Origin of the sequence: Propioniciclava soli (genome assembly GCF_038502305.1) — a bacterium.
GTDB classification, from domain to species: domain Bacteria; phylum Actinomycetota; class Actinomycetes; order Propionibacteriales; family Propionibacteriaceae; genus Propioniciclava; species Propioniciclava soli.
This window is the reverse complement of record NZ_CP115965.1, coordinates 22,622-43,506: the sequence shown is the minus strand read 5'-3', so window position 1 is coordinate 43,506 and position 20,885 is coordinate 22,622. Positions and strand designations below refer to the sequence as shown.

At 69.3% G+C, this 20,885-nt stretch carries 17 protein-coding genes; 12 read left to right on the top strand and 5 right to left on the bottom strand.

Going from position 1 to position 20,885, the window contains the following annotated elements:
* Positions 1–412: 412 nt before the first annotated feature.
* The 3 genes from PCC79_RS00200 (at position 413) to PCC79_RS00190 (ending at position 4,462) form a co-directional block, all read left to right on the top strand.
* A complete protein-coding gene (locus PCC79_RS00200; RefSeq protein ID WP_342371612.1) occupies positions 413–1,720 on the top strand; it encodes an ISL3 family transposase in 1,308 nt (435 codons plus the stop codon).
* 355 nt (positions 1,721–2,075) lie between these two features.
* Positions 2,076–2,801: a dienelactone hydrolase family protein gene (locus tag PCC79_RS00195; protein ID WP_342372653.1), complete on the top strand. Its 726-nt coding sequence runs from the start codon at positions 2,076–2,078 to the stop codon at positions 2,799–2,801.
* 368 nt (positions 2,802–3,169) lie between these two features.
* Positions 3,170–4,462, top strand: a complete 1,293-nt coding sequence (locus PCC79_RS00190; protein WP_342372652.1) for a Fic family protein — start codon at positions 3,170–3,172, stop codon at positions 4,460–4,462.
* A gap of 26 nt (positions 4,463–4,488) precedes the next feature.
* On the opposite strand, the gene PCC79_RS00185 is transcribed toward PCC79_RS00190, so the two are convergent.
* Positions 4,489–5,691 carry an amino acid aminotransferase gene (locus PCC79_RS00185; RefSeq protein WP_342372651.1) on the bottom strand — a complete coding sequence of 401 codons (1,203 nt, stop codon included), beginning with the start codon at positions 5,689–5,691 and terminating at the stop codon, positions 4,489–4,491.
* Between the two features lie 115 nt (positions 5,692–5,806).
* Between PCC79_RS00185 and PCC79_RS00180 the strand changes: the two genes are divergently transcribed.
* Genes PCC79_RS00180 through PCC79_RS00170 form a run of 3 tightly spaced genes read left to right on the top strand, consistent with a single transcriptional unit; the run spans position 5,807 to position 8,837 of the window.
* Positions 5,807–7,084, top strand: coding sequence for an ABC transporter substrate-binding protein (locus PCC79_RS00180; protein WP_342372650.1), 1,278 nt, complete (start codon positions 5,807–5,809; stop codon positions 7,082–7,084).
* A gap of 14 nt (positions 7,085–7,098) precedes the next feature.
* The gene (locus PCC79_RS00175) at positions 7,099–8,013 is read left to right on the top strand and encodes a sugar ABC transporter permease (RefSeq protein ID WP_342372649.1); all 915 of its coding nucleotides are present in this window, start codon (positions 7,099–7,101) and stop codon (positions 8,011–8,013) included.
* The gene (locus PCC79_RS00170) at positions 8,010–8,837 is read left to right on the top strand and encodes a carbohydrate ABC transporter permease (RefSeq protein ID WP_232549259.1); all 828 of its coding nucleotides are present in this window, start codon (positions 8,010–8,012) and stop codon (positions 8,835–8,837) included. Before PCC79_RS00175 ends, PCC79_RS00170 begins: the two co-directional genes overlap by 4 nt.
* A gap of 34 nt (positions 8,838–8,871) precedes the next feature.
* On the opposite strand, the gene PCC79_RS00165 is transcribed toward PCC79_RS00170, so the two are convergent.
* A complete protein-coding gene (locus tag PCC79_RS00165) occupies positions 8,872–9,231 on the bottom strand; it encodes a GNAT family N-acetyltransferase (RefSeq protein WP_342372648.1) in 360 nt (119 codons plus the stop codon).
* 90 nt (positions 9,232–9,321) lie between these two features.
* On the opposite strand from PCC79_RS00165, the gene PCC79_RS00160 reads away from it, so the two are divergent.
* From PCC79_RS00160 to rocD, 3 genes are all read left to right on the top strand, one after another.
* Positions 9,322–10,239: an ATP-binding cassette domain-containing protein gene (locus PCC79_RS00160; protein WP_342372647.1), complete on the top strand. Its 918-nt coding sequence runs from the start codon at positions 9,322–9,324 to the stop codon at positions 10,237–10,239.
* Positions 10,236–11,501, top strand: coding sequence for an ABC transporter permease (locus tag PCC79_RS00155; RefSeq protein ID WP_342372645.1), 1,266 nt, complete (start codon positions 10,236–10,238; stop codon positions 11,499–11,501). The genes PCC79_RS00160 and PCC79_RS00155 overlap by 4 nt, the downstream gene beginning before the upstream one ends.
* A gap of 74 nt (positions 11,502–11,575) precedes the next feature.
* Positions 11,576–12,838, top strand: a complete 1,263-nt coding sequence (gene rocD, locus PCC79_RS00150) for an ornithine--oxo-acid transaminase (RefSeq protein ID WP_342372644.1) — start codon at positions 11,576–11,578, stop codon at positions 12,836–12,838.
* A gap of 33 nt (positions 12,839–12,871) precedes the next feature.
* Here rocD and PCC79_RS00145 read toward each other — a convergent pair whose 3' ends face one another.
* Positions 12,872–13,417 carry a YceI family protein gene (locus PCC79_RS00145; RefSeq protein ID WP_342372643.1) on the bottom strand — a complete coding sequence of 182 codons (546 nt, stop codon included), beginning with the start codon at positions 13,415–13,417 and terminating at the stop codon, positions 12,872–12,874.
* Positions 13,418–13,583: 166 nt separating this feature from the next.
* Here PCC79_RS00145 and PCC79_RS00140 point away from each other — a divergent pair, with 166 nt between their 5' ends.
* Positions 13,584–14,867, top strand: a complete 1,284-nt coding sequence (locus PCC79_RS00140; RefSeq protein ID WP_342372642.1) for a citrate synthase — start codon at positions 13,584–13,586, stop codon at positions 14,865–14,867.
* Between the two features lie 24 nt (positions 14,868–14,891).
* On the opposite strand, the gene PCC79_RS00135 is transcribed toward PCC79_RS00140, so the two are convergent.
* The gene (locus PCC79_RS00135) at positions 14,892–16,517 is read right to left on the bottom strand and encodes a glycoside hydrolase family 32 protein (RefSeq protein ID WP_342372641.1); all 1,626 of its coding nucleotides are present in this window, start codon (positions 16,515–16,517) and stop codon (positions 14,892–14,894) included.
* Between the two features lie 268 nt (positions 16,518–16,785).
* Between PCC79_RS00135 and PCC79_RS00130 the strand changes: the two genes are divergently transcribed.
* Positions 16,786–18,939 carry a glycoside hydrolase family 68 protein gene (locus PCC79_RS00130; RefSeq protein WP_342372640.1) on the top strand — a complete coding sequence of 718 codons (2,154 nt, stop codon included), beginning with the start codon at positions 16,786–16,788 and terminating at the stop codon, positions 18,937–18,939.
* Positions 18,940–18,961: 22 nt separating this feature from the next.
* Here the strand turns inward: PCC79_RS00130 and PCC79_RS00125 are convergent, their stop codons facing one another.
* Positions 18,962–19,522: a hypothetical protein gene (locus tag PCC79_RS00125; RefSeq protein WP_342372639.1), complete on the bottom strand. Its 561-nt coding sequence runs from the start codon at positions 19,520–19,522 to the stop codon at positions 18,962–18,964.
* A gap of 63 nt (positions 19,523–19,585) precedes the next feature.
* Between PCC79_RS00125 and PCC79_RS00120 the strand changes: the two genes are divergently transcribed.
* Positions 19,586–20,881, top strand: coding sequence for a PLP-dependent aminotransferase family protein (locus PCC79_RS00120; RefSeq protein WP_342373646.1), 1,296 nt, complete (start codon positions 19,586–19,588; stop codon positions 20,879–20,881).
* Positions 20,882–20,885 lie beyond the last annotated feature (4 nt).

Sequence of the window (20,885 nt, the reverse complement as noted above, 5' to 3'; positions counted from 1 at the left end):
GCGCGAGCCGTGGGGGCGGTCACGAACGCCAGGCTCGCGACCATGGTGAGTGCCAGCAGGACGCGGAACGATTGTCCAAGTCCCCGGACAGCACCGGATTGCCTAGGCCCCATTCGAGTTCCTTTCACGAGGGGTCGACCAGCGGTGCCGAGGGGCTGCGGCGCTCACGCGGCGGCCGTGCCACGCGGTGATCGATGCGGCGCCGCTGACGCGGCCCCTTTCCCCCCGGAAAAGCCCGTGCAGGCCCTGCACGGAGTGGCCCGCCCGGCGGGCCACGCGCCACAGTATGGTGGCTCATCACAGTTGAGGGTGTAGCGGCGAGGTGAGGGCGGACGGCGCGTCGGTGCCGTGGTGAGGGTCGAGGTCTTCCGATGATGGAGGTTCCTACGCCTTCCATCCGAAAGACCTCGACGTGTTCAACGCTACCTTCGTTCGTCCCGACCTGACTACGTTCACCCGCCTCGACGAGCTCGGCCTGGAAGCCGTTGGTCAACACGTGGAACGTGAGCGGGCCGTGCTGGCGTGCCGGGTCGTTGATGATGACCGGTGGTGCCGCCGGTGCGGGTGCGAGGGGACCCCGCGCGACACGGTCACCCGCCGGTTGGCCCACGAGCCGTTCGGCTGGCGACCGACCGTCTTGGTGGTGACGCTGCGCCGTTACCGCTGTGGTGAGTGTGGACACGTGTGGCGCCAGGACATGGGCAAGGCTGCCGAACCACGCTCCAAGCTGTCCCGCCGCGCGTTGCGGTGGGCGCTGGAAGGCCTCGTGGTCGCACACTTGACCGTCGCCCGGATCGCCGAAGCCCTCGCGGTGTCGTGGAACACCGCCAACGACGCCGTCCTCGCCGAGGGCCAACGCGCCCTGATCGATGATCCCGAGCGGTTCAACGGCGTGAGCGTGGTCGGCGTCGACGAACACGTCTGGCGGCACACCCGCAAGGGCGACAAGTACGTGACGGTCATCATCGACCTCACTCCGGTCAGGGATGACACCGGACCGGCCCGCTTGTTGGACATGGTCGAGGGCCGCTCCAAACAAGCCTTCAAAACGTGGCTCGCCGCCCGCCCCCAGACGTGGCGGGCCGGGGTGGAGGTCGTAGCGATGGATGGGTTCACTGGCTTCAAGACCGCCACCACCGAAGAACTCCCCGACGCCACGCCGGTGTTGGATCCGTTCCACGTCGTCCGTCTGGCCGGCGACGCCCTCGACCGCTGCCGCAGGCGGGTCCAACAAAACCTTCATGGCCACCGGGGTCGTGCTGGTGATCCGCTCTACCGCGCCCGTCGGATGCTGCACACCGGCCTGGACCTCCTCACCCCCAGGCAGAAGACCCGCCTGGAGGCCTTGTTCGCCGGCGATGAACACGTCGAGGTCGAAGCCACCTGGGCCATCTACCAGAAGATGATCACCGCCTACCGAGAACCCGACCGCGCGAAGGGGCGCACGCTCATGCAGGCCCTCATCGACGCCATCAGCAGCGGAGTCCCCCGCGCCTTGACAGAGATCATCACCCTCGGCCGCACCCTGAAGAACCGGGCCGCCGACGTCCTCGCCTACTTCGACCGGCCCGGCACGTCGAACGGGCCCACCGAGGCCCTCAACGGCCGACTCGAACACCTCCGCGGCAGCGCCCTCGGCTTCCGCAACCTCACCCACTACATCGCCAGATCGCTACTCGAAACAGGCGGATTCAGACCCCAGCTACACCGTGGATTGTGATGAGCCAGTATGGTGCCGGGAGCGCCGCTCAGGCTAGGCCTTCTCTCGGCCTATTCTCAGGATCGGGCGACTTTCTGCGGGGCAGCTGGGTCCCGCACAGGAAGTACATTTCCCTGGCGCCGCCACATCTGCTTTCACCAGGCGCTTCCGCCGATTCTTCTCGCAGTCGCCGTGAGGAAAGTTCTGGGCGTGATCTAAGGAGAAGATGCACCTTGCTGATGAAATACCGATGCGTGACCGCGTTGAAGTGCAAATCATCAAAGGGGAATCTGGGATGACGCACCAACGCGGGTGGATCTCTCGACCCTCGCGTTAAGATGCGCGCACTGCCCGTTCAGCGCTCAGAGGATCCACGATGCCCACGCCGCTCGACATCACCGTGCCAGTGCCCACCCCGGGCCCGGACGGTGCCACCACCATGCCGGCCACCCTCGTCCGCCCGGAGTCGGGTCGGGGGCCCGGCGTTGTGCTCATCCAGGAGATCTTCGGGCGCAGCCCTTACATGCGGCAGCGCGCGGACGACCTCGCGGCGCTGGGCTACAGCGTGCTGCTGCCCCAGATCTACTGGCGCTTGGGGGTGGACGTGATCGACGAGACGTCAGAGAACGCTCTGGAGACCGCGGTGGGGGTCTCCGGTCGCGTCGACTGGGATCTGGCGGTTCAGGACGTCCGCGCCGCCATCGCCCACCTGCGCGCCGACGAAGCCACCCGGACGCGCGTGGCGCTGATGGGTTTCTGCTTCGGCGGCGGTCTCGCCTACGCGGCGATCCAGGGTGCCGACTGGGACGTGATCGCGGACGCCCTCGTCAGCTACTACGGCTCGGCGCTCCCAGGACTGGTCGACGGCGATCCCGTGGGCGTGCCGAGCCTGCACCACTTCGGCAGCGCCGACGCCTTCATCTCCCGCGACGACGTCGCCCACATCGAGTCAGTGGTCACCTCGTACGGCGCGAGCTTCCAGCTGTGGCCGGGCTCCGACCACGCGTTCGACAACCCCCGCCTGCCCTTCCATGACCCGGACGCCTCCGCCGCGGCCTGGGACGTCACCACAGCCTGGCTGGCGGAGAACTACCCCGCCTGATCGGGACGCCCCGCCGGGTTGGACGCCGCGGTATCGGGTGGTGGCTACGGCGACGGCGAGTCGGTGCCACGGCCCGCCCGGAAAGGGGGCGTGTCGGCTGACGGCCCGGTCTGGCGGGCCACTTCGCTCCCCGGACCATGCGACGCTCCCTTGCCGTAGCCGTGCTCTCCCAGCTCAGGCACTTCGCTCCCCGGCCGCAGCTGTGCCCTGCTTGGACGAAGAGCCCCGCTACGGCCGGGGAGCGAAGTGGCTGAGTGAGGGGCCTGACGCCTCCTGACGCCTCCAGACGCCTCCAGACGCCTCCAGACGTAACCTTATGGTCCTATAGTTACGGCAACCCCGCCGTCGTGTAAGGAAAGCGAGGAACCGTGGCCGAGTGGGAACAGGGCACCTGGATGTCCTCGATCGAGTCCGGCCTGCCACGTCACGACCGCCGTTCTGGCACGTATCGTTGGTACCTGCCCGACCCTCTCCTCGGCTCGGCGCTCCTCATCAGCCCGGAGGTCGACCAGTTGCTGGGCCGGACAGAGCGGGCCGTCCGGCAACTCTCGGGCAATGTTTGCGATCTTGCCGGCATCGCCAGGTTCCTGCTGCGCTCCGAAGCGATCGCCTCCTCGCGGATCGAAGGGATCGCCCCCTCGGCGCAACAGGTCGCACTCGCCGAGCTCGACGCCGGCGAGGCCCCGGCTCGGGTGTCCGCCCAGGCCCGTCTGGTGGCCAACAACATGACGGTTCTGCACGATGCACGTACGGTGCTTGCCGCGGCGCCAGAAGTCACGACCGCACACATACTCGCGTTGCACCGCGCGCTCCTCCCGGAGGAGGCCCATCACCACGGCTTGCGAGCGGTTCAGAACTGGATCGGCGGCTCGCACTTCCACCCGCTCGATGCGGAATTCGTCCCGCCTGCGCCGGATCACGTGCCTGCGCTGATGGAGGATCTCGTCGGTTACCTCAACGGAGGTGGCCACTCCCCCATCGTCCAGGCCGCGGTGGTCCACGCCCAGTTCGAGACCATTCACCCGTTCACCGACGGGAACGGACGCGTCGGCCGCGCACTGATCCACACCGTGCTGATGCGGCGGGGCCTCACCACCGAGGCTGTCCTGCCGATCAGCCTCGTGCTGTCGACCCTCCGACGCGACTATCTCCACGGCCTCACCGAGTACCGCCACCCGGGGCCAGCCGGGTCGGACGGTGCCCATGCCGCCCGGTCCGCCTGGCTGCACATCTTCGCTGAGGCGGTGCTCACGGCGACTGAGCAAGCCAGCCGCCTGGCAGCGGACCTCGCCGCACTGCGTGCCGAGTGGACCGAACGCCTGCAGGAAGCGCGCTCGGCCCAAGGACGCCAGCGCCCACCACGCGCTGATTCGGCAACGGCCCTCATCCTGCGAGACCTGCCCGCCACCCCCGTGCTCACCAGCGCCACCGCACAGCGCATCCACGGGTTCTCCCATGTTGCGGCCGACCGTGCCCTCACAGAACTCGTCCTCGCCGGCGTCCTGCACGCACACGAAACGGGAGGCGTCCGACACTATCGGGCCCCTGACGTCCTCGACCTCGTCACAGTGGCCGAGCGTCGGCTCGCCAGCACGCGCTTCGAGACGCGCGCGAGTCCCCCGGTGCGGGCCGTTCCGGCCCTGCCGCAGCCGCCCGGCTGACAGCCCGGATTGCGGCCGTGCCCGGCTCAGTCGTCCAGCACCGCCGCGATGGACGCGCTGACGTAGCCGACGTTGCCCTCGTTCAACGCCGCGACGCAGATCCGGCCGGTGTCGGTGCCGTAGACGCCGAACTCGGTGCGCAGGCGCACCATCTGCTCCTTCGTCAGGCCCGAGAAGCTGAACATGCCCACCTGGTCGGTGATGTAGCTCATGTCCCGCGTGACGCCCGCGTCCGCGAGCCCCGCCACCAGGGCGGAACGCATGGCCTTGATGCGGTCACGCATCTCGCCCAGCTCGGTCACCCAGTCCGCCCGCAGCTCGGGATCGGCGAGCACGGTCTCCACCAGCGCCGCGCCGTGGGTGGGCGGGTTGGAGTAGTTGGTGCGGATGACGATCTTCACCTGCGAGAGGACGCGGGCCGCCTCGTCGGCGTCCGCGCACACGATCGACAACCCGCCGACGCGCTCGCCATAGAGCGAGAAACTCTTGCTGAACGACGTCGACACGAAGAAGCTTGGCACCCGCTCGGCGAAGGCGCGGACGACGGCCCCATCCTCTTCGATGCCGGCGCTGAAGCCCTGGTAGGCCATGTCGAGGAACGCGGTGAGGTCCCGCTCCACCACCACGTCGATGACGCGCTGCCACTGCTCGGGCGTGAGGTCATAGCCGGTCGGGTTGTGGCAGCAGGCGTGCAGCACCACGATCGTGCCGGGGGCGGCGGCGTCCAGATCGGCGAGCATCCCGGCCACGTCGACACCCTTGGCCTCGGCGTCGTAGTAGCGGTACTTCGCCACGGTGAAGCCGGCGCGCGTGAACAGCGCCTGGTGGTTCTCCCAGCTCGGGTTCGAGATAAGCACGCGCGCGTCCGGGGACACCTGGCGCAGGAAGTCGGCGCCGATCTTCAGGGCTCCGGTGCCGCCCAGCGCCTGCACCGTGACGACGCGCCCGTCCGCCAGCAGGGGCGAACCGGCGCCGAACACGAGCTCCTTGACGTCCGCGTCGTAGGTCGGCAGCCCGTCGATGGCCAGGTACCCCTTGGCCTGGGGTTGCGCGGCGAGCTTCCGCTCGGCGGCCGCCACACTGCGCAGCAGCGGCAGCACACCCTGCTCGTTCTGGTAGACGCCCACACCGAGATTCACCTTGCGCGGGTTCGGGTCGGCCCGAAACTGCTCGGTGAGCCCGAGGATCGCGTCCGGCGGGGCGGGTTGGACGGCGCTGAAGAGGGTCATGGTCGTCACCTTTCGACCCGCCAACCCTAGCGTTCCTCCGGACGCCGCAGCGCGGCGCACGCATCGCCGGCGGTCACGGTGCCGGACTGTCGGAGTGGGGGTTTATGCTCCCCCCATGGCTCTCACTCGTCGGACGCTGTTCACCGTGGGCGGCGGTCTCGCCGCCACCGCAACCCTCGCCGCCTGCGGCACCAACACGGGGCGCACGAGCCCCGCCGCCACCGCCTCCGCGGGCGCGACGGCGTCCGGCCCCCAGCTGGCGCAGTGGTACCACCAGTACGGTGAGGACGGGGTGGAGGAGGCCGTGCGTGCGTGGGCCGCGGAGTTCACCGACGCCCAGATCGATGTCAACTGGGTGCTGTCCAACTACGAGGACGCCCTCGCCGCGGCCCTGCTCACCCCGACGGCGCCGGACATTTTCGAGTACGCCAACGGCCCGACGCTCGACATGATCAAGGCCGGCCAGGTCGCCGACCTCACCGAGATGCTGGGCGACGCCGGCGCCGAGTTCACCCCGTCCGTGCTGGCTCGCATGACCTACGACAACAAGGTCTGGGCCATTCCCCAGACCGTCGACATGCAGCTGCTCTACTACCGCCCCTCCGTGCTGGCCGAGGCCGGCGTCCAGCCCCCCACCACCCTGGCCGAGCTCACCGAGGTCGCCCAGGCGGTGGCCACGCCCGAGCGCGGCGGTTTCTACGCCGGCCAGGACGGCGGCATCGGCGTCCTGGGTCTGCTGTTGATGTGGGCGTCCGGGCTGGATGAGTTCAACGAGGCCCGCACCCAGGCCGCGTTCAACACCCCCGCGCTCTACGCCACGGTGGCCCAGTACAAGGCCCTGTTCGACTCCCCCGGCATGGTCAAGGCCGCCTCGGCCGACTGGTCGGACGCCTCGCCGTTCATCAACGGCGAGTGCGCGCTGCAGTGGGGCGGGCTGTGGGATCTTCCGAACGTCACCGAGGCGTTCGGCGACGACGTCGGCGTGCTGCCGTTCCCCGCGTCCGGCGGCGACCCGGTGGTGCCGTTCGGCGCGTTCAGCGCTTGTGTGTCGGCGGCGAGTGACCACGTCGACGTGGCGCAGGACTACGTGCGCTGGTTGTGGGTCGACTCCGACGACAAGCAGGTCGAGTTCAGCGACGGCTTCGGCACCCACATCCCCGCCAAGCCCAGCCTGTTCAGCCGCGCCTCCCAGGTGGCCTCCGGCCCGGGGGCGGACGCCGCAGCGTTCGTCACCGACCACGGCCGCTCCAACGCGCTGTTCTGGACCGCCGCCTCGGGCCAGGCCTACTCGACGGCGCTCAGCAACTGCGTGCTCAACGGCGCGGACCCCGCCGCCGAGTTCGGTGCCGCCGCGCAGACGGTGGACGCCGAGCTGGCCCGCGTGAACGACTGAGACCGGGCGCACCCGTGGCGAGAAGGACCCCGGCCCCCCTGCTGAACCGGCCGGTCTGGTTCTGGGCCTTCGTCACGCCGTTCCTCGCCGGGCTGTTGGTGTTCGTCTACGTCCCGCTGCTGTGGAGCCTGTGGCTCAGCTTCTACGATGCCCGCAACACGGTGACCCCCACCGATTTCGTGGGCCTCGCGAACTACGTCGCGTTGCTCAACGACCGGTTGTTCGTCGACTCGATGGTGACGTTCGTCGCGTTCGCGGCGTTCATCGTCCCGCTGACGTTCGCGTGCTCGCTTGGGCTGGCGCTCCTGCTGCAGCGGGTCACCGTGTTCCGGGGGTTCTTCCGCTCGGTGTTCTTCATCCCCACCGCGGTCAGCTACGTCATCGCGGCGATGGTGTGGCGCATGTCGTTCTTCAACGGCGCGCGCTTCGGGCTGGCCAACACGCTGCTGACCGACCTCGGTCAGCAGCCCGTGAACTGGCTCGGTGGCGAGAACAACTGGTACTGGCTGGTGCTGGTCAGCCTGCGCCTGTGGCTGCAGGTCGGCTTCTACATGATCTTGTTCATCGCGGGCCTCAACCAGATCGATCCGCAGCTGTTCGAGGCCGCCGCCCTCGACGGCGCGAACGGCTGGCGTCGCTTCCGGTACGTGACGTTCCCGCTGCTGCGGCCCACGTCCGTCGCCGTCGCGATGCTGCTGCTGTTCAACGCCTTCCAGGCCTTCGACGAGTTCTACAACACCCTCATCACCGCCGGCGGCTACCCACCGTTCGCGCGGCCGCCGCTCGTCTACCTCTACCTGATCTCCTTCGGCGGCGGCGCACAGGATCTGGGCATCGGCTCGGCCGGCACCATGATCCTGACGCTCGTGATCCTGGTGTTCAGCCTGATCCAGAACCGGGTGCTCGCCCTGGGCGGGGGCGGGCAGTGAAGCCGTCCCGCGCCGGCAGTGTGCTGGCCCATCTCGCGGCGTCGGTGCTGGCCGTGCTGTTCCTGCTGCCGTTCTACGTGATCTGGCGCAACGCGTTCTCCACCCAGCAGGGCATCGTGAGCCCGCAGTGGCACTGGTGGCCCGACCAGCTCGACCTCACCACGCTCACCGCCGTGCTCGGCAACCCGCGGCTCGGGGTGGTGCAGGCGCTGGTGAACTCCCTGGTGGTCTCGGTGGTGCAGACGCTCGCCACCGTGGTCATCTCACTCATGGCCGGGTACGCGCTGGCGCGGTGGCGGACGCCGGCGTCCAGGCTCGTCCTCGGGCTCACCGTCTTCACCCTGATGGTGCCCGCCATGGTGACGTTCGTGCCCACCTTCGTCATGGTCAGCACGCTGGGGTGGATCAGCTCGTACCGGGGCCTCATCGTGCCGGTGGTGTTCTCGGCGTTCGCGACGTTCCTGTTCCGCCAGGCGTTCCTCGACTTCCCGCGCGAGCTGGAGGAGTCCGCCGCCCTCGACGGCGCCAACACCTGGACGACGTTCTGGCGCATCGTGGTGCCCAACACCCGCGGCACCATCGCCGCGGTGGGCACCATCACGTTCATCGGCGCCTGGAACGCCTTCCTCTGGCCCCTGCTCATCGCCCAGGATCCGGCGATGCGCACCGTGCAGGTCGTCCTCAGCCAGTTCATGACCGCCCAGGGCGTCCGCTACCCCGAGATGTTCACCGGCGCGCTCATCGCGGTGGTGCCGGCGCTCATCGTCTTCGCGTTCCTGCAGCGCTGGCTCGTCGAGGGCGTCGCGCGGTCGGGCCTCAAGTAGCCCGGACGCCCCCGCCCACGCGGGGACGCAACCGTCAGACGCGCGGGTCGGCGTCCAGGTCGACGCCGGTGACGCGGGCGGCGTCGTCAACCACCTGATCGGTGTCCTGACCCTCGCGGGTCACCGCCAGATCGGCGTAGTCGGGGTGCCGTTCGATCCAGGTGGCCACGTAGGGGCAGGCCGGGTCCACCCGGTAGCCCTCGGCGCGGATGTCGTCCAGCGCGTAGCGCACCACGTCACTCGCGATCGAGCCACCCCGGTGGGCCGGCTCGACGAAGGTGTGGGGCAGGATCACGACGCCGGCGTCCACGGTGTAGTCGACGTATCCGACGACCTGGCCGTCGGTGCGGTACTCGAACCGCTTCGCTTCGGTGTTCTTGACGATCTCGGGCATGGGCCCACGGTACCTGCCTGATGCCACCTCGACCTCGGCACCGACCGAGGGTGGTCGTCCCGCCCCCGGCGCTGTGCTTGCATGGAGCCCATGAGCACCCCTGCCATCGAGGTCACCGACTTCACCATGCGCTTCGGCGCGCGCACCGCGGTCGACCACCTCAGCTTCGACGTGCGCCCCGGTGAGACGTTCGGCCTGCTGGGGGCGAACGGTTCGGGCAAGACCACCACGATCCGCGCCCTGCTCGGCATCTACACCCCCACCGCCGGCACGCTGCACGTCGAGGGTCGGCCGTTCGACCCCGCCCACAACTCCTCGCTCGGCTACCTGCCCGAGGAGCGGGGCCTGTACAAGAAGGAGAAGGTCATCGACGTGATGACCTACTTCGGGCAGCTCAAGGGCATGCCGCGCGCGGAGGCGGCGCTCTGGTCGACGTACTACCTCGAACGGGTGGGCCTCGCGTCCCACGCCACCACGCGGCTCGACAAGCTCTCCGGCGGCCAGCAGCAAAAGGTGCAGCTCGGCGTCACGATCATGGACAACCCGACGATCCTGGTGCTGGACGAGCCCACCAAGGGCTTCGACCCCGTCAACCGGCGGCTGTTGCTGGACATCGTGGAGGACCAGCGCCGCGGCGGCGCGACCGTCGTCATCATCACCCACCAGATGGATGAGGTCGAACGGCTCTGTGACCGCGTGCTCCTGTTGAAGGACGGCCGCGCCGAGGCGTACGGCACGGTGCCCGAGGTGCAGGACGCCTACGGCGGACGCACCGTCCGGCTCCACCACGGCGGCCCCCTGCCCACCTCGCCCCGGTGGCGTCCGATCACCACCGAGCGCAGCTACGCCGAGCTCGAGCTGGACGCCGGCGTCGAGCCCCGCGACGTGCTGCGCGAGCTCGTGGACGCCGGCGTCGACGTCCGCTCCTTCGACGCGTCGCGGCTGTCGATGGAGCAGGTGTTCCTCAAGGTCTACGGCCACGCCGCGCAGGAGGAGGTTTCCGCATGAACGCCCACAACATCGGCACGGTCATCGCGTTCGAGGTGCGCCGCACGCTCGCCAAGCCGTCGTTCTGGATCGCCACGCTCTCGGTGCCCCTGCTGATGGCACTCCTGTTCGGGTTGAGCTTCTTCAGCGGCGCCTCCGCCGCCCAGTCCAGCCTCGAGAGCGACGCCGAGCCCGTCACGTTCACCTACACCGACGCCTCCGGCATCGTCGACCCGAGCGTCGCCGCCGGGCTGGGCGGCACCGCGGCAGCGGATCCCGAGGCGGCCGCGGCCGCCGTCCGGGAGGGTCGCTCGGCGCTGCACATCGACATCCCCGCCGATCCGGTTGCCGAGGGCGTCCACGTCGTGGGCGAGGACCTGGGCCTGATGGAATCGGGGCGCTGGACGTCCGTGGCGCGCGCCCTGCTCACCCAGTCGGCCGTCGCCCGCATCGACGAGCCCCGGTTGACGTCCGTGCTCGACGGGTTCACCGTCACCAGCGAGCTCTGGGCGGGGGGCGCACCGGCGCCCGGCTGGGGGGCGGCGATCGCACCGGCGCTCTTCCTCGTCCTGCTCTTCATGGCGGTCGTCATGCTGGGCCAGCAGATGTTGAACATCACGGTGGAGGAGAAGGAGAACCGGGTCACCGAGATGATCCTGACCACCGTGCACCCGAGCACGCTCATCATCGGCAAGGTCATCGGCGTCGTGCTCGTCGGCATCGTCCAGGGGCTCGTGCTGCTGGTGCCGCTCCTGGCGATGGCACTGGTGCCCGGCCTGACCTCGCTGGTGGGTGCCCCGGCGGCCGAGATGGCGGACGCCGCCGCCGCCGGTCAGGCGGCCGTCGACCTCCCGCGGGTGCTCATGGGCGCCGCCCTGTTCCTGGCGAGCTTCGTGCTGTTCGCCGGCATCCTGGTGGCCATCGGTGCCGTGATGCCGTCGGCCAAGGACGCCGGCTCCGCCTTCGGCTCCGTGATCATCGCGATGTTCCTGCCGCTCTACGCGCTGCCGCTGGTGCTGCAGACGCCCGAGTCGGTGTTCTCCCGCGTGCTGACCTACTTTCCCCTCACCGCCCCGGTCACCATGCTCACGCGCAATGCGGTGGGCTCCATCGAGCTGTGGCAAGCCGGTCTGGTGCTGGCCGTGATCGTGCTCTGCGCGGTGCTCGCCCTCTCCCTCGGCGTGCGGTTGTTCCGCGAGGGGTCGATCGCCTACGACCAACGGCTGAGTTGGAAGGACATTGTTCGGGCAACGCGCTCCAAGGCGACGAATCCTGCGGCCTAGCTGCGCTTTGGCCGCAACCGATAGAATCGGGACGTCCGCGACCGGCGCCCGCCGGCCCCACGTCAGGAGGCGCCATGGCTCTCGATGCCCCATCCCCCCGCCAGCAGGCCGCCATCGACCAGGCGGACGCCTGGGGTGCCCACACCTACGCCCCGCTCCCCGTCGTGCTGGCCCGTGGCGAGGGAGCGGTCGTCCACGACATCGACGGCCACCGCTACCTCGACTGCCTGGCCGGCTACTCCGCGGTCAACTTCGGCCACGGCCACCCGCGCCTGGTCGCCGCCGCCACGGCGCAGTTGAACCGGGTGACGCTGGTCTCGCGCGCCTTCCACGCCGAGCCGTACGGCCCGTTCGTCGAGGCCCTTGCGCGGCTGTGCGGCAAGGAGGTCGTGCTGCCCATGAACAGCGGCGCTGAGGCGGTCGAGACCGCGATCAAGACGGCCCGCAAGTGGGGTTACCGCGTCAAGGGGGTGCCGGAGGGCGAGGCACGCATCATCGTGATGACGGGCAACTTCCACGGCCGGACGTCCACGATCATCTCGTTCAGCAACGACACCGAGGCGCGCGCCGAGTACGCGCCCTACATGGGCGGGTTCGTCCAGGTGCCGTTCGGGGACGCCGACGCGCTGGCGTCCGCCATCGACGACCGCACGGTCGCCGTGCTGGTGGAGCCCGTCCAGGGCGAGGCCGGCGTCATCATCCCGCCGGCAGGCTACCTGCGCGCCGTCCGGGAGCTCTGCACCGCGCACGACGTGCTGATGGTGGCCGACGAAATCCAGTCGGGCCTCGGCCGCACGGGCACCACGTTCGCCTGCGACCTCGAGGGCGTGGTGCCGGACGTCTACGTGCTCGGCAAGGCGCTGGGCGGCGGCATCATGCCGGTCTCGGCCGTGGTGGCCGACCGGGCGGTGCTCGGCGTGTTCACCCCGGGCAGCCACGGCTCGACGTTCGGCGGCAACCCGCTCGCCTGCGCGATCGGGCGCGAGGTCGTCGAACTCCTGGGCACGGGCGAGATGCAGGACGCCGCCCGCGCCCGGGGTGCCCAGCTGCGGGCCGGGCTCGCGCCGCTGGTGGAGCGCGGCTGGCTCACCGACCTGCGTCAGGTGGGGTTGTGGCTGGGGCTCGACGTCCACCCCGACCTCGGCACCGGCAAGCAGATCTGTGAGCGCCTGCTCCGGCGTGGCCTGCTGGCCAAGGACACCCACGGCACCACGATCCGGCTCTCCCCGCCGCTGGTCGTCACGGCCGAGCAGGTGGACGAGATCATCGACGGCGTCACCGCCGCCTGTGCCGAAGCCGCCTGTGCCGAAGCCGCCGACGCCGCGGGGATCGGCTGATCCCCCCGCGCCGGCGGCCCGTGCGGAGCGGGCTCAGGCCTGCTTGACGGCGGACACCTCGAACTCGAGGGTCACCTTGTCGGCCACGAGGAAGCCACCGGTCTCGAGGGCGGCGTTCCAGGTGAGGCCGTAGTCGGCGCGGGAGACGTCAACCTTGCCCTCGAAGCCGATGCGCTCGTTGCCGAAGGGATCGGTGGCGGCGCCGTTGAAGTCGAACGGGATCGTGACGGACTTCGTGACGTCCTTGATGGTGAGGTCGCCGGTCACGTCGACGGTGTCGCTGGAGACCGCGAAGTCGGTGCTACGGAACGTGATCGTCGGGTACTGCTCGACGTCGAAGAAGTCGGCGCTGCGGACGTGGGTGTCACGGTCGGCGTTGTTCGTGTCGAGGCTGGCGGCCTGCACCGTCACCTCGAGCGAGGAGTTGCTGGGGTTGGCGCCGTCGATCGTCGCGGTGCCGGAGTAGTCGTTGAAGCGGCCACGCACCTTGGTGACCATGGCATGGCGGGTCACGAAGCCGACCTCGCTGTGCGCCGGGTCGAGCGTGTAGGTGCCCTGGAGTTCGGTGAGCTGCGTCATGATGGTTCCTCTTCTGTTCGGTGGAGCTGTCGTTCTCGGTTGTGGGCACCACCCTAGCACCGTGTGGTTGAAATATCAACTATCGTCCTCATCGGTTGGCAGCTCTGCCGGACCAGCACGCTAGGCTGCTCCCGTTCACCTGTCTGCACACCCAAGGAGATGTTCGATGACGAACCCGGCCACCTTCACCGCTGGCGAGCACGAGCTCGAACTGCCCTTCGTGGGGGCGACCCAGGGCAACAACGGCTACGACATCGGCAAGCTGCTGGCCACGACGGGGGACACGACCTACGACAACGGCTTCGCCAACACGGCGGTCTGCAAGTCGGCCATCACTTACATCGACGGGGATGCCGGCGTCCTGCAGTATCGCGGTTACCCGATCGAGCAGCTCGCCGAGAAGTCGACGTTTCTCGAAACGTCCTACCTGGTGCTCTACGGTGAGCTGCCCACCCAGACCGAGCTCGACGAGTTCACCCAGAAGATCAGCCGGCACATGGTGATCGACGAGCGGCTGCGCGAGCTGTTCCGCATCTTCCCGCGCCGCTCGCACCCCATGCCCGTGCTGTCCGCAGCCATCACCGCGCTGAGCACGTTCTCCACCGACACGATCGGCTTCGACGCCGAGCGGGTGGACGCCGCGACGCACCGCCTCATGGCCAAGCTGCCCACCCTGGCGGCCTACTCGTTCAAGAACTCCCTCGGCAGCCCGACGTTGTGGCCGGACTACTCGTTGAGCTACATCGAGAACTTCCTGCGCATGTCGTTCGGCACCGTGACGGAGCAGTACGAGTTCGACGACGAGGTGACGCGAGCGCTCGACGTCCTGCTGATCCTCCACGCCGACCACGAGCAGAACTGCTCGACGTCGACCGTCCGCCTGGTCGGCTCGTCGCAGGCCAACCTGTACGCCTCGGTGAGCGCCGGCGTCCACGCCCTGTCGGGCCCGCTCCACGGCGGCGCCAACCAGGCCGTGCTGGAGATGCTGGCGTCCATTCGCGACGACGGCATCTCGGTGGCGGACTACATGGGCCGGGTGAAGGACAAGAAGGACACCACGAAGCTCATGGGCTTCGGTCACCGGATCTACAAGAACTACGATCCGCGCGCCGCGATCATCAAGAAGCACGCCGATTCGATCCTCGGCAAGCGCGAGGGCTCCGACCAGCTGCTCGACATCGCGCTGGAGCTCGAAGAGGCCGCGCTGAACGACGACTACTTCGTCGAGCGCAAGCTCTACCCGAACGTGGACTTCTACACCGGCCTGATCTACCAGGCCATGGGGTTCCCGGTGGACATGTTCACCGTCCTGTTCGCGCTCGGCCGGCTCCCGGGCTGGATCGCCCAGTGGCGCGAGATGGTCAACGACCCGACCAACAAGATCGGCCGTCCGCGGCAGATCTACGTCGGTGAGACCGAGCGCGCCTACGTGCCGATGGACCGGCGCTGACCCAGCCCGCCGGCCCGGCTCGCGTCACGGTTGTTGGACGGGGGCGGCCGCCAGCGGCTCCACCCGCAGGTCCAGCAGCCGAGTGACGCCGGCCACGGACGTCGCACCCCACCCGCGCGCGCCGGGTGCGGTGTGCACGACGGAGCTCAACGTCGCCTCTCCCCCACCGGCGAACACCTCGACCGTGGTGTCGTCCACGATGATGTCGAGGTCGACCGCCCCGTCGTCGGGCGCGAGCGGGGCCGAGCGGATCGCACGGTAGTCCTCCGGCATGGTTGCGGCGATGGCGTCGGTGTCGCGCGCCACGAACACCCGCTGGCCGGCGAAGTCGTACCCCACCGTGATGAAGGACCCGTCGCCCGCATCCAGCAACAGGCGGGTCTCCCGGGCCGGGTGGGCGTCGTCGCGGGCCACGGTCACACGCAGCCGGTAGGCCCCGTCGGGCAGCGGGTCGGACGCCTCCCAGCTCTCGGTCACGGTGACGTCCGCGCCCGGCCCCTCGTCCGCCGGGGCGAGCGCGTCCAGCCCGCCCAGGGGCTGGACCACCAGGCGCGGCTGGCCGTCCACCGTGCGCAGGGCCAGCTCGCGCACGAGGGAGAGAGTGCCCCCGGCCCAGTCGGGGGCGGGCAGGTCGGTGGCGTAGTTCCAGTTGTTCATCCAGCCGATCAGGTAGCGGCTCTGGAGCTGCTCGGCGTCCGACACCCGGGGGTCCTCCCACGTGGTGGCGGCGTAGAAGTCCGGGCCGGCGTCCACCCACTGGTGGTCACCGTCGCTCGTGAAGGCCTCGCCGTCCCACTCCCCCAGCCAGGCAGCCGTCCCGGTGGTGAAGCCCTCGGCCGCGCCGTTGGCGCCGGTCATCAGCACCCAGACGACCTCGCCCGGATCGTCGTCCACGGCGAGCGGGAACAGGTCGGGGCACTCCAGGACGCCGAGGCCGGTGGTGGTGAACCGGGAGCGGTAGGTCCAGGCCCGCAGGTCCGGTGAGGTGTAGAAGCCGATCGCGTCCCCCTCGGCCAGGGCCATGACCCAGCGGGAGTGCGCGGCGTCCCAGAACACCTTGGGGTCCCGGAAATCCGGCACGCCCGGGTTGGGCATCACGGGGTTGCCGTCGGCCGAGGCGAACGTGAACCCGCCGTCGGCGGAGTGGAACAGTGACTGCACCTGGACGCCGTCATGCTGCTGGGTCGCCAGCGCGAGGACGGCCCCGGCACCGTAACCGGCGGTGTTCTCGGTGTCGACGACGGCGCTCCCGGTCCAGATGTCACCGAGACCGTTGCGATACTTCTCGATCGCGACGCCCTCGTCGCGCCAGTGCACGAGATCGGTCGAGGTGAGGTGGTACCAGGAGGTGCCGTTCCCGTCGGGGTAGTCGGCGTTGTAGAGGTGGTAGAGGTGCCACTGACCGTCCCGGAAGAACGGTCGTTGTGGATCGTTGATCCAGCGGTCGGGCGGGGTGATGTGCAGCGCCGGACGCCCGGGCTGCGGGCTGGGCGTGACGGCCGTCGGGGTCGGCGCCACCGCTGTGGGCGACGGGCTCGGGGTGGGCCTGGGCGCGCACGCGCTGAGGCCGAGAGTGGCGAGTGTGAAGGCCACCACCCCGGTGGCGGCCTTCACACTCCACGTCCCGCGGCGCGAGACACGTCGGTGCATCGTGATCCTTCCTTGGCGGGGGGTGGTCCGTTGGGGGGAACAGGTACCGGCCGGTCAGATCGGCATCAGTCTAAGCCTGCGACGAGCCCCGGGGAGTGCGTTCACAGAAATCCCCCACAAAGGCGTCCTCAACTTGTCACATCAACGCCGAAGCCCGTTGACACCGGCAATCGGTGTCTGGTTCGATCCATGGTGGGGGGCTCTTCACAGGGTAGCAACGGGTACCACGCGGGACATCACCATCACCACACGACAAGAGGTGCCCGACGTGAAAACCAGACCAGTCAACCGTGTCCTCGCAGCCATGGTGCTCGTGGCCGCGATGCTCTCCTCCTTGGTGGGTCTCCCCACCGCCCGTGCCGCCGTTCCCGATGCCGTGCCGGGCTTCGCCGCCCCCACGGTGCACACCCAGGAGGCGCATCACCCCATCAACTCCGACTTCACCGCGCGCTGGACGCGTGCGGATGCGATGCAGCTCCAGGCCATGTCCGACCCGACCGCCGGCTCGCGTGAGAACTCGATGCCCACGGAGTACACGATGCCCACGGTGTCGCAGGACTTCCCGGACATGAGCAACGACCAGGTGTGGGTGTGGGACACCTGGCCGCTCACCGACGAGCGCTCCCACCAGTACAGCGTGCTCGGCTGGGAGGTCGTCTTCTCCCTGGTGGCCGACCGGAGCCTCGGCTTCGACGAGCGGCACCAGTTCGCCCGGATCGGCTACTTCTACCGCGAGGCGGGCATCCCGGCTGACGAGCGTCCCGAGAACGGTGGCTGGACCTACGGTGGCCTGCTGTTCGAGGACGGCGTGACCGGCGTCATCTTCGACGACCAGAGCTTCAGCCACCAGACGGAGTGGTCCGGTTCGGCTCGCGTCTTCCCCGACGGCACGGTCAAGCTGTTCTTCACCGACGTGGCGTTCTACCGGGACGCCTCCGGCGCCGACATCAAGCCCTACGACCCGCGCATCGCGTTGAGCATCGGCACGATCCACGCCGACGACGACGGGGTGTCCTTCACCGGCTTCGATGCGGTCACCGACCTGCTCCAGGCCGACGGCCGGTGGTACCAGGACGGGGACCAGAACCCGTACTTCAACTTCCGCGACCCGTTCACGTTCGAGGATCCGGCGCACCCGGGTGAGACCTTCATGGTGTTCGAGGGCAACAGCGCCGTCGAGCGCGGCTCGCGCTCCTGCACGGTGGAGGACCTGGGCTACGCCGCGGACGACCCGCATGCGGAGGATCTCACCGAGGTCATGGACAACGGCGCGGTGTACCAGATGGCCAACGTCGGCCTGGCCGTCGCCGAGAACGACGACCTGACCGCGTGGCGCTTCCTGCCGCCGATCCTGTCGGCCAACTGTGTCACCGACCAGACCGAGCGCCCGCAGATCTACATCAAGGACGGGAAGTACTACCTGTTCACGATCAGCCACCGCTCCACCTTCGCGTGGGGGATGGACGGGCCCGAGGGCGTCTACGGCTTCGTCGGCGACGGCATCCGCAGCGACTTCCAGCCGCTCAACCGGGGCTCCGGTCTCGCCCTGGGCAACCCGACGAACCTCAACTACCTGCAGGGCAACCCGTTCGACCCCGATTTCAACCAGCACCCGGGTGCCTTCCAGGCGTACTCGCACTACGTGATGCCGAATGGCCTGGTGCAGTCGTTCATCGACACGATCGGGACGACGGACAACTTCCGCCGCGGCGGGACGCTCGGGCCGACGGTGCGGCTGATCATCTCGGGCACCACCGCGATGGTGGACCGTGACTACGGCGATGTGGGCCTCGGCGGGTACGCCGACATCCCGGCCGACCGCAACCTCGTGCCGACCTTCTCCGACGTCCCGGAGGGGCTGCAGTTCCACGACGAGATCATGTGGCTCGCCGGGGAGCGGATCACGACAGGCTATCCGGACGGCACGTTCCGCCCGACCACCCCGATCAACCGTGACGCCATGGCGGCCTTCCTCTACCGCTTCGCGGGTTCGCCGGACTTCACGCCGGATGGCCAGACGTTCGTCGACGTGGGTGAGGACAACCAGTTCTACACCGAGATCGAATGGTTGGCGTCCCAGGGCATCACCACCGGCTGGGAGACCGACGCGGGCCGCGAGTTCCGGCCCACGACGGCCATCAACCGCGACGCCATGGCGGCCTTCCTCTACCGTTTCGCCGGTTCGCCGCGGCACGTGCCGTTCGGCCAGCGCTTCGTGGACGTCCCGCCCAGCATGCCGTTCCACACGGAGATCGACTGGCTGGCCACGACGGGCATCACCACCGGCTGGCCAACGGCCAACGGCAACGAGTTCCGTCCGACCACGCCGATCAACCGCGACGCGATGGCCGCCTTCCTCTACCGCTACGACAACCACTATCCCGAGGTGAGCCCCCTCGGCGCGGCGGTTGCGGAGCGCTGAACCCCTCGTCCGCCAGGTCGACTTACAACCGTGTGATTCTGTGCACAGTTGGGGACAACCCTGTGGATAACTCCTCCCGAACGCTCGGCGTCCCTCGTGCGGACGCCGGGCGTTCGGCGCGCGTGGCCCGCACGAAGGCGTCCACCACGCCGCGCACGGCGTCCTGCACCCGCACGGTGCTGCGCAGATCGAGCTTCCACTGCTTGCCGCGGACGCACTCCACGAACCCACGGCCCTCCAACCACACGCCGGGGAGGTGCGCGCAGTCGGGCGTTCCGAGCGTGCCCGGGGCGATGATGCGTCGGACGCGGCGCGCCCCCTCCGCCGCCGCCAGCCGTTGGATCAGTTGCGTTCCGATCAGCTCGCCGAGATCGGGTTGACGCACCCACATCTGCACGATCACCACCGAACCGGGCGGGTGGACGTCGCCCACCTGCGACGCGGGGGCGCAGGCCACGGCGCCCACGACGGCACCGTCCCGCACCGCCTTCCACCCGAACAGGGCGCCCCGCGGCGTCCGCCCGCACCATGGGCAGGCGAGGGCGCGCAGATCGACACTGTCGAGCCGAACGAGCGATCGCACCGCCGCACCTCCTTTGGCCGACACCGGCCCGAGTGGGAGGATGGACCGGTGAGCTCGCTTGAGATGCCCCGCCGCAGCACGCGGCTGGACCCCTACGTCGACCAGTATGCAGAACGGACGTCGTCCATGACGGTCTCCGCGGTCCGAGCTCTCTTCGCCGTCGCCAACCGCCCCGAGGTGGTCTCCCTGGCCGGCGGCATGCCGAACATCACCGACCTACCGCTGGGCACGATCGGGGACGCGTTCAACGACCTCGTGCGCAGTGCCGGCGTCCAGGCCATGCAGTACGGCTCCGGGCAGGGCGAGCTGTTCATGCGCGAGAAGATCGTGGAGGTGATGGCGGAGGAGCAGATCCACGCCAACCCCGACGACGTCGTCGTCACCTGCGGCAGCCAGCAGGCGCTCGACCTGGTCACGCGCATCTTCATCGACCCGGGCGACGTCATCTTGTGTGAGGCGCCGAGCTACGTCGGGGCGTTGGGGACGTTCAACGCCTCGCAGGCGCGGATCCACCATGTCGCGATGGACGAGCACGGGCTGCTCCCGGACGCGCTGCGCACCGCCGTGCTGGCCCTGCGCGCCGAGGGGGCGCGCGTGAAGTTCCTCTACACCATCCCCAACTACAACAACCCCACCGGCATCACCCAGACGCTGGAGCGGCGCCGGGCCCTGCTCGACGTGGCCCACGAGGTCGATCTACTGGTGGTGGAGGACAACCCGTACGGCCTGTTGACGTTCGACGGCGACCCGGTGCCGGCGCTGCGGGCGATGGACGACCAGGTGATCTACCTCGGGTCGTTCTCGAAGACCTTCGCGCCGGGGTTCCGCATCGGATGGGTGCTCGCGCCGCACGCCGTGCGTGAACGCCTGGTCATCGCCCAGGAGGCGGCCGTGCTGTCCCCGCCGGTGTTCAGCCAGTTCGCGATCGCGGCCTACCTCGACCGGTTCGACTGGCGCGGCCAGATCGTGGCGTTCCGGGACATGTACCGCGAGCGGCGCGACGCCATGCTCCGCGGTCTGGAGGACCACATGCCGGCCGGCACCACGTGGACGCGTCCGACGGGTGGCTTCTTCGTGTGGGTCACCTTGCCGGAGGGTCTGGACTCCCAGGCGCTGCTCGCCCGCGCCGTCAACGAGCGGGTGGCCTACGTGCCCGGCTCGGCGTTCTACGCCGACGGTTTCGGCGGCCGCAACCTGCGGGCGTCCTACTGCTTCCCGACCGCCGAGCGCATCTACGAGGGCACGCGGCGACTCGGCCGCGTCATCGCCGCCGAGCTCGAGATGCGCGCCACCTTCGGGCTGGGCGCGGAGACACCGCTGCACCGGCCCGGCCTCGGCCCGGCGCCCGACCTGAGTTGACCCC

Coding starts and splice junctions, on each gene's coding strand:
- PCC79_RS00195 (WP_342372653.1), top strand. CDS start 2,076: ATGCCCACGCCGCTCGACATCACCGTGCCAGTGCCCACCCCGGGCCCG.
- PCC79_RS00185 (WP_342372651.1), bottom strand. CDS start 5,691: ATGACCCTCTTCAGCGCCGTCCAACCCGCCCCGCCGGACGCGATCCTC.
- PCC79_RS00180 (WP_342372650.1), top strand. CDS start 5,807: ATGGCTCTCACTCGTCGGACGCTGTTCACCGTGGGCGGCGGTCTCGCC.
- PCC79_RS00165 (WP_342372648.1), bottom strand. CDS start 9,231: ATGCCCGAGATCGTCAAGAACACCGAAGCGAAGCGGTTCGAGTACCGC.
- PCC79_RS00160 (WP_342372647.1), top strand. CDS start 9,322: ATGAGCACCCCTGCCATCGAGGTCACCGACTTCACCATGCGCTTCGGC.
- PCC79_RS00155 (WP_342372645.1), top strand. CDS start 10,236: ATGAACGCCCACAACATCGGCACGGTCATCGCGTTCGAGGTGCGCCGC.
- rocD (WP_342372644.1), top strand. CDS start 11,576: ATGGCTCTCGATGCCCCATCCCCCCGCCAGCAGGCCGCCATCGACCAG.
- PCC79_RS00145 (WP_342372643.1), bottom strand. CDS start 13,417: ATGACGCAGCTCACCGAACTCCAGGGCACCTACACGCTCGACCCGGCG.
- PCC79_RS00140 (WP_342372642.1), top strand. CDS start 13,584: ATGACGAACCCGGCCACCTTCACCGCTGGCGAGCACGAGCTCGAACTG.
- PCC79_RS00135 (WP_342372641.1), bottom strand. CDS start 16,517: ATGCACCGACGTGTCTCGCGCCGCGGGACGTGGAGTGTGAAGGCCGCC.
- PCC79_RS00120 (WP_342373646.1), top strand. CDS start 19,586: ATGCCCCGCCGCAGCACGCGGCTGGACCCCTACGTCGACCAGTATGCA.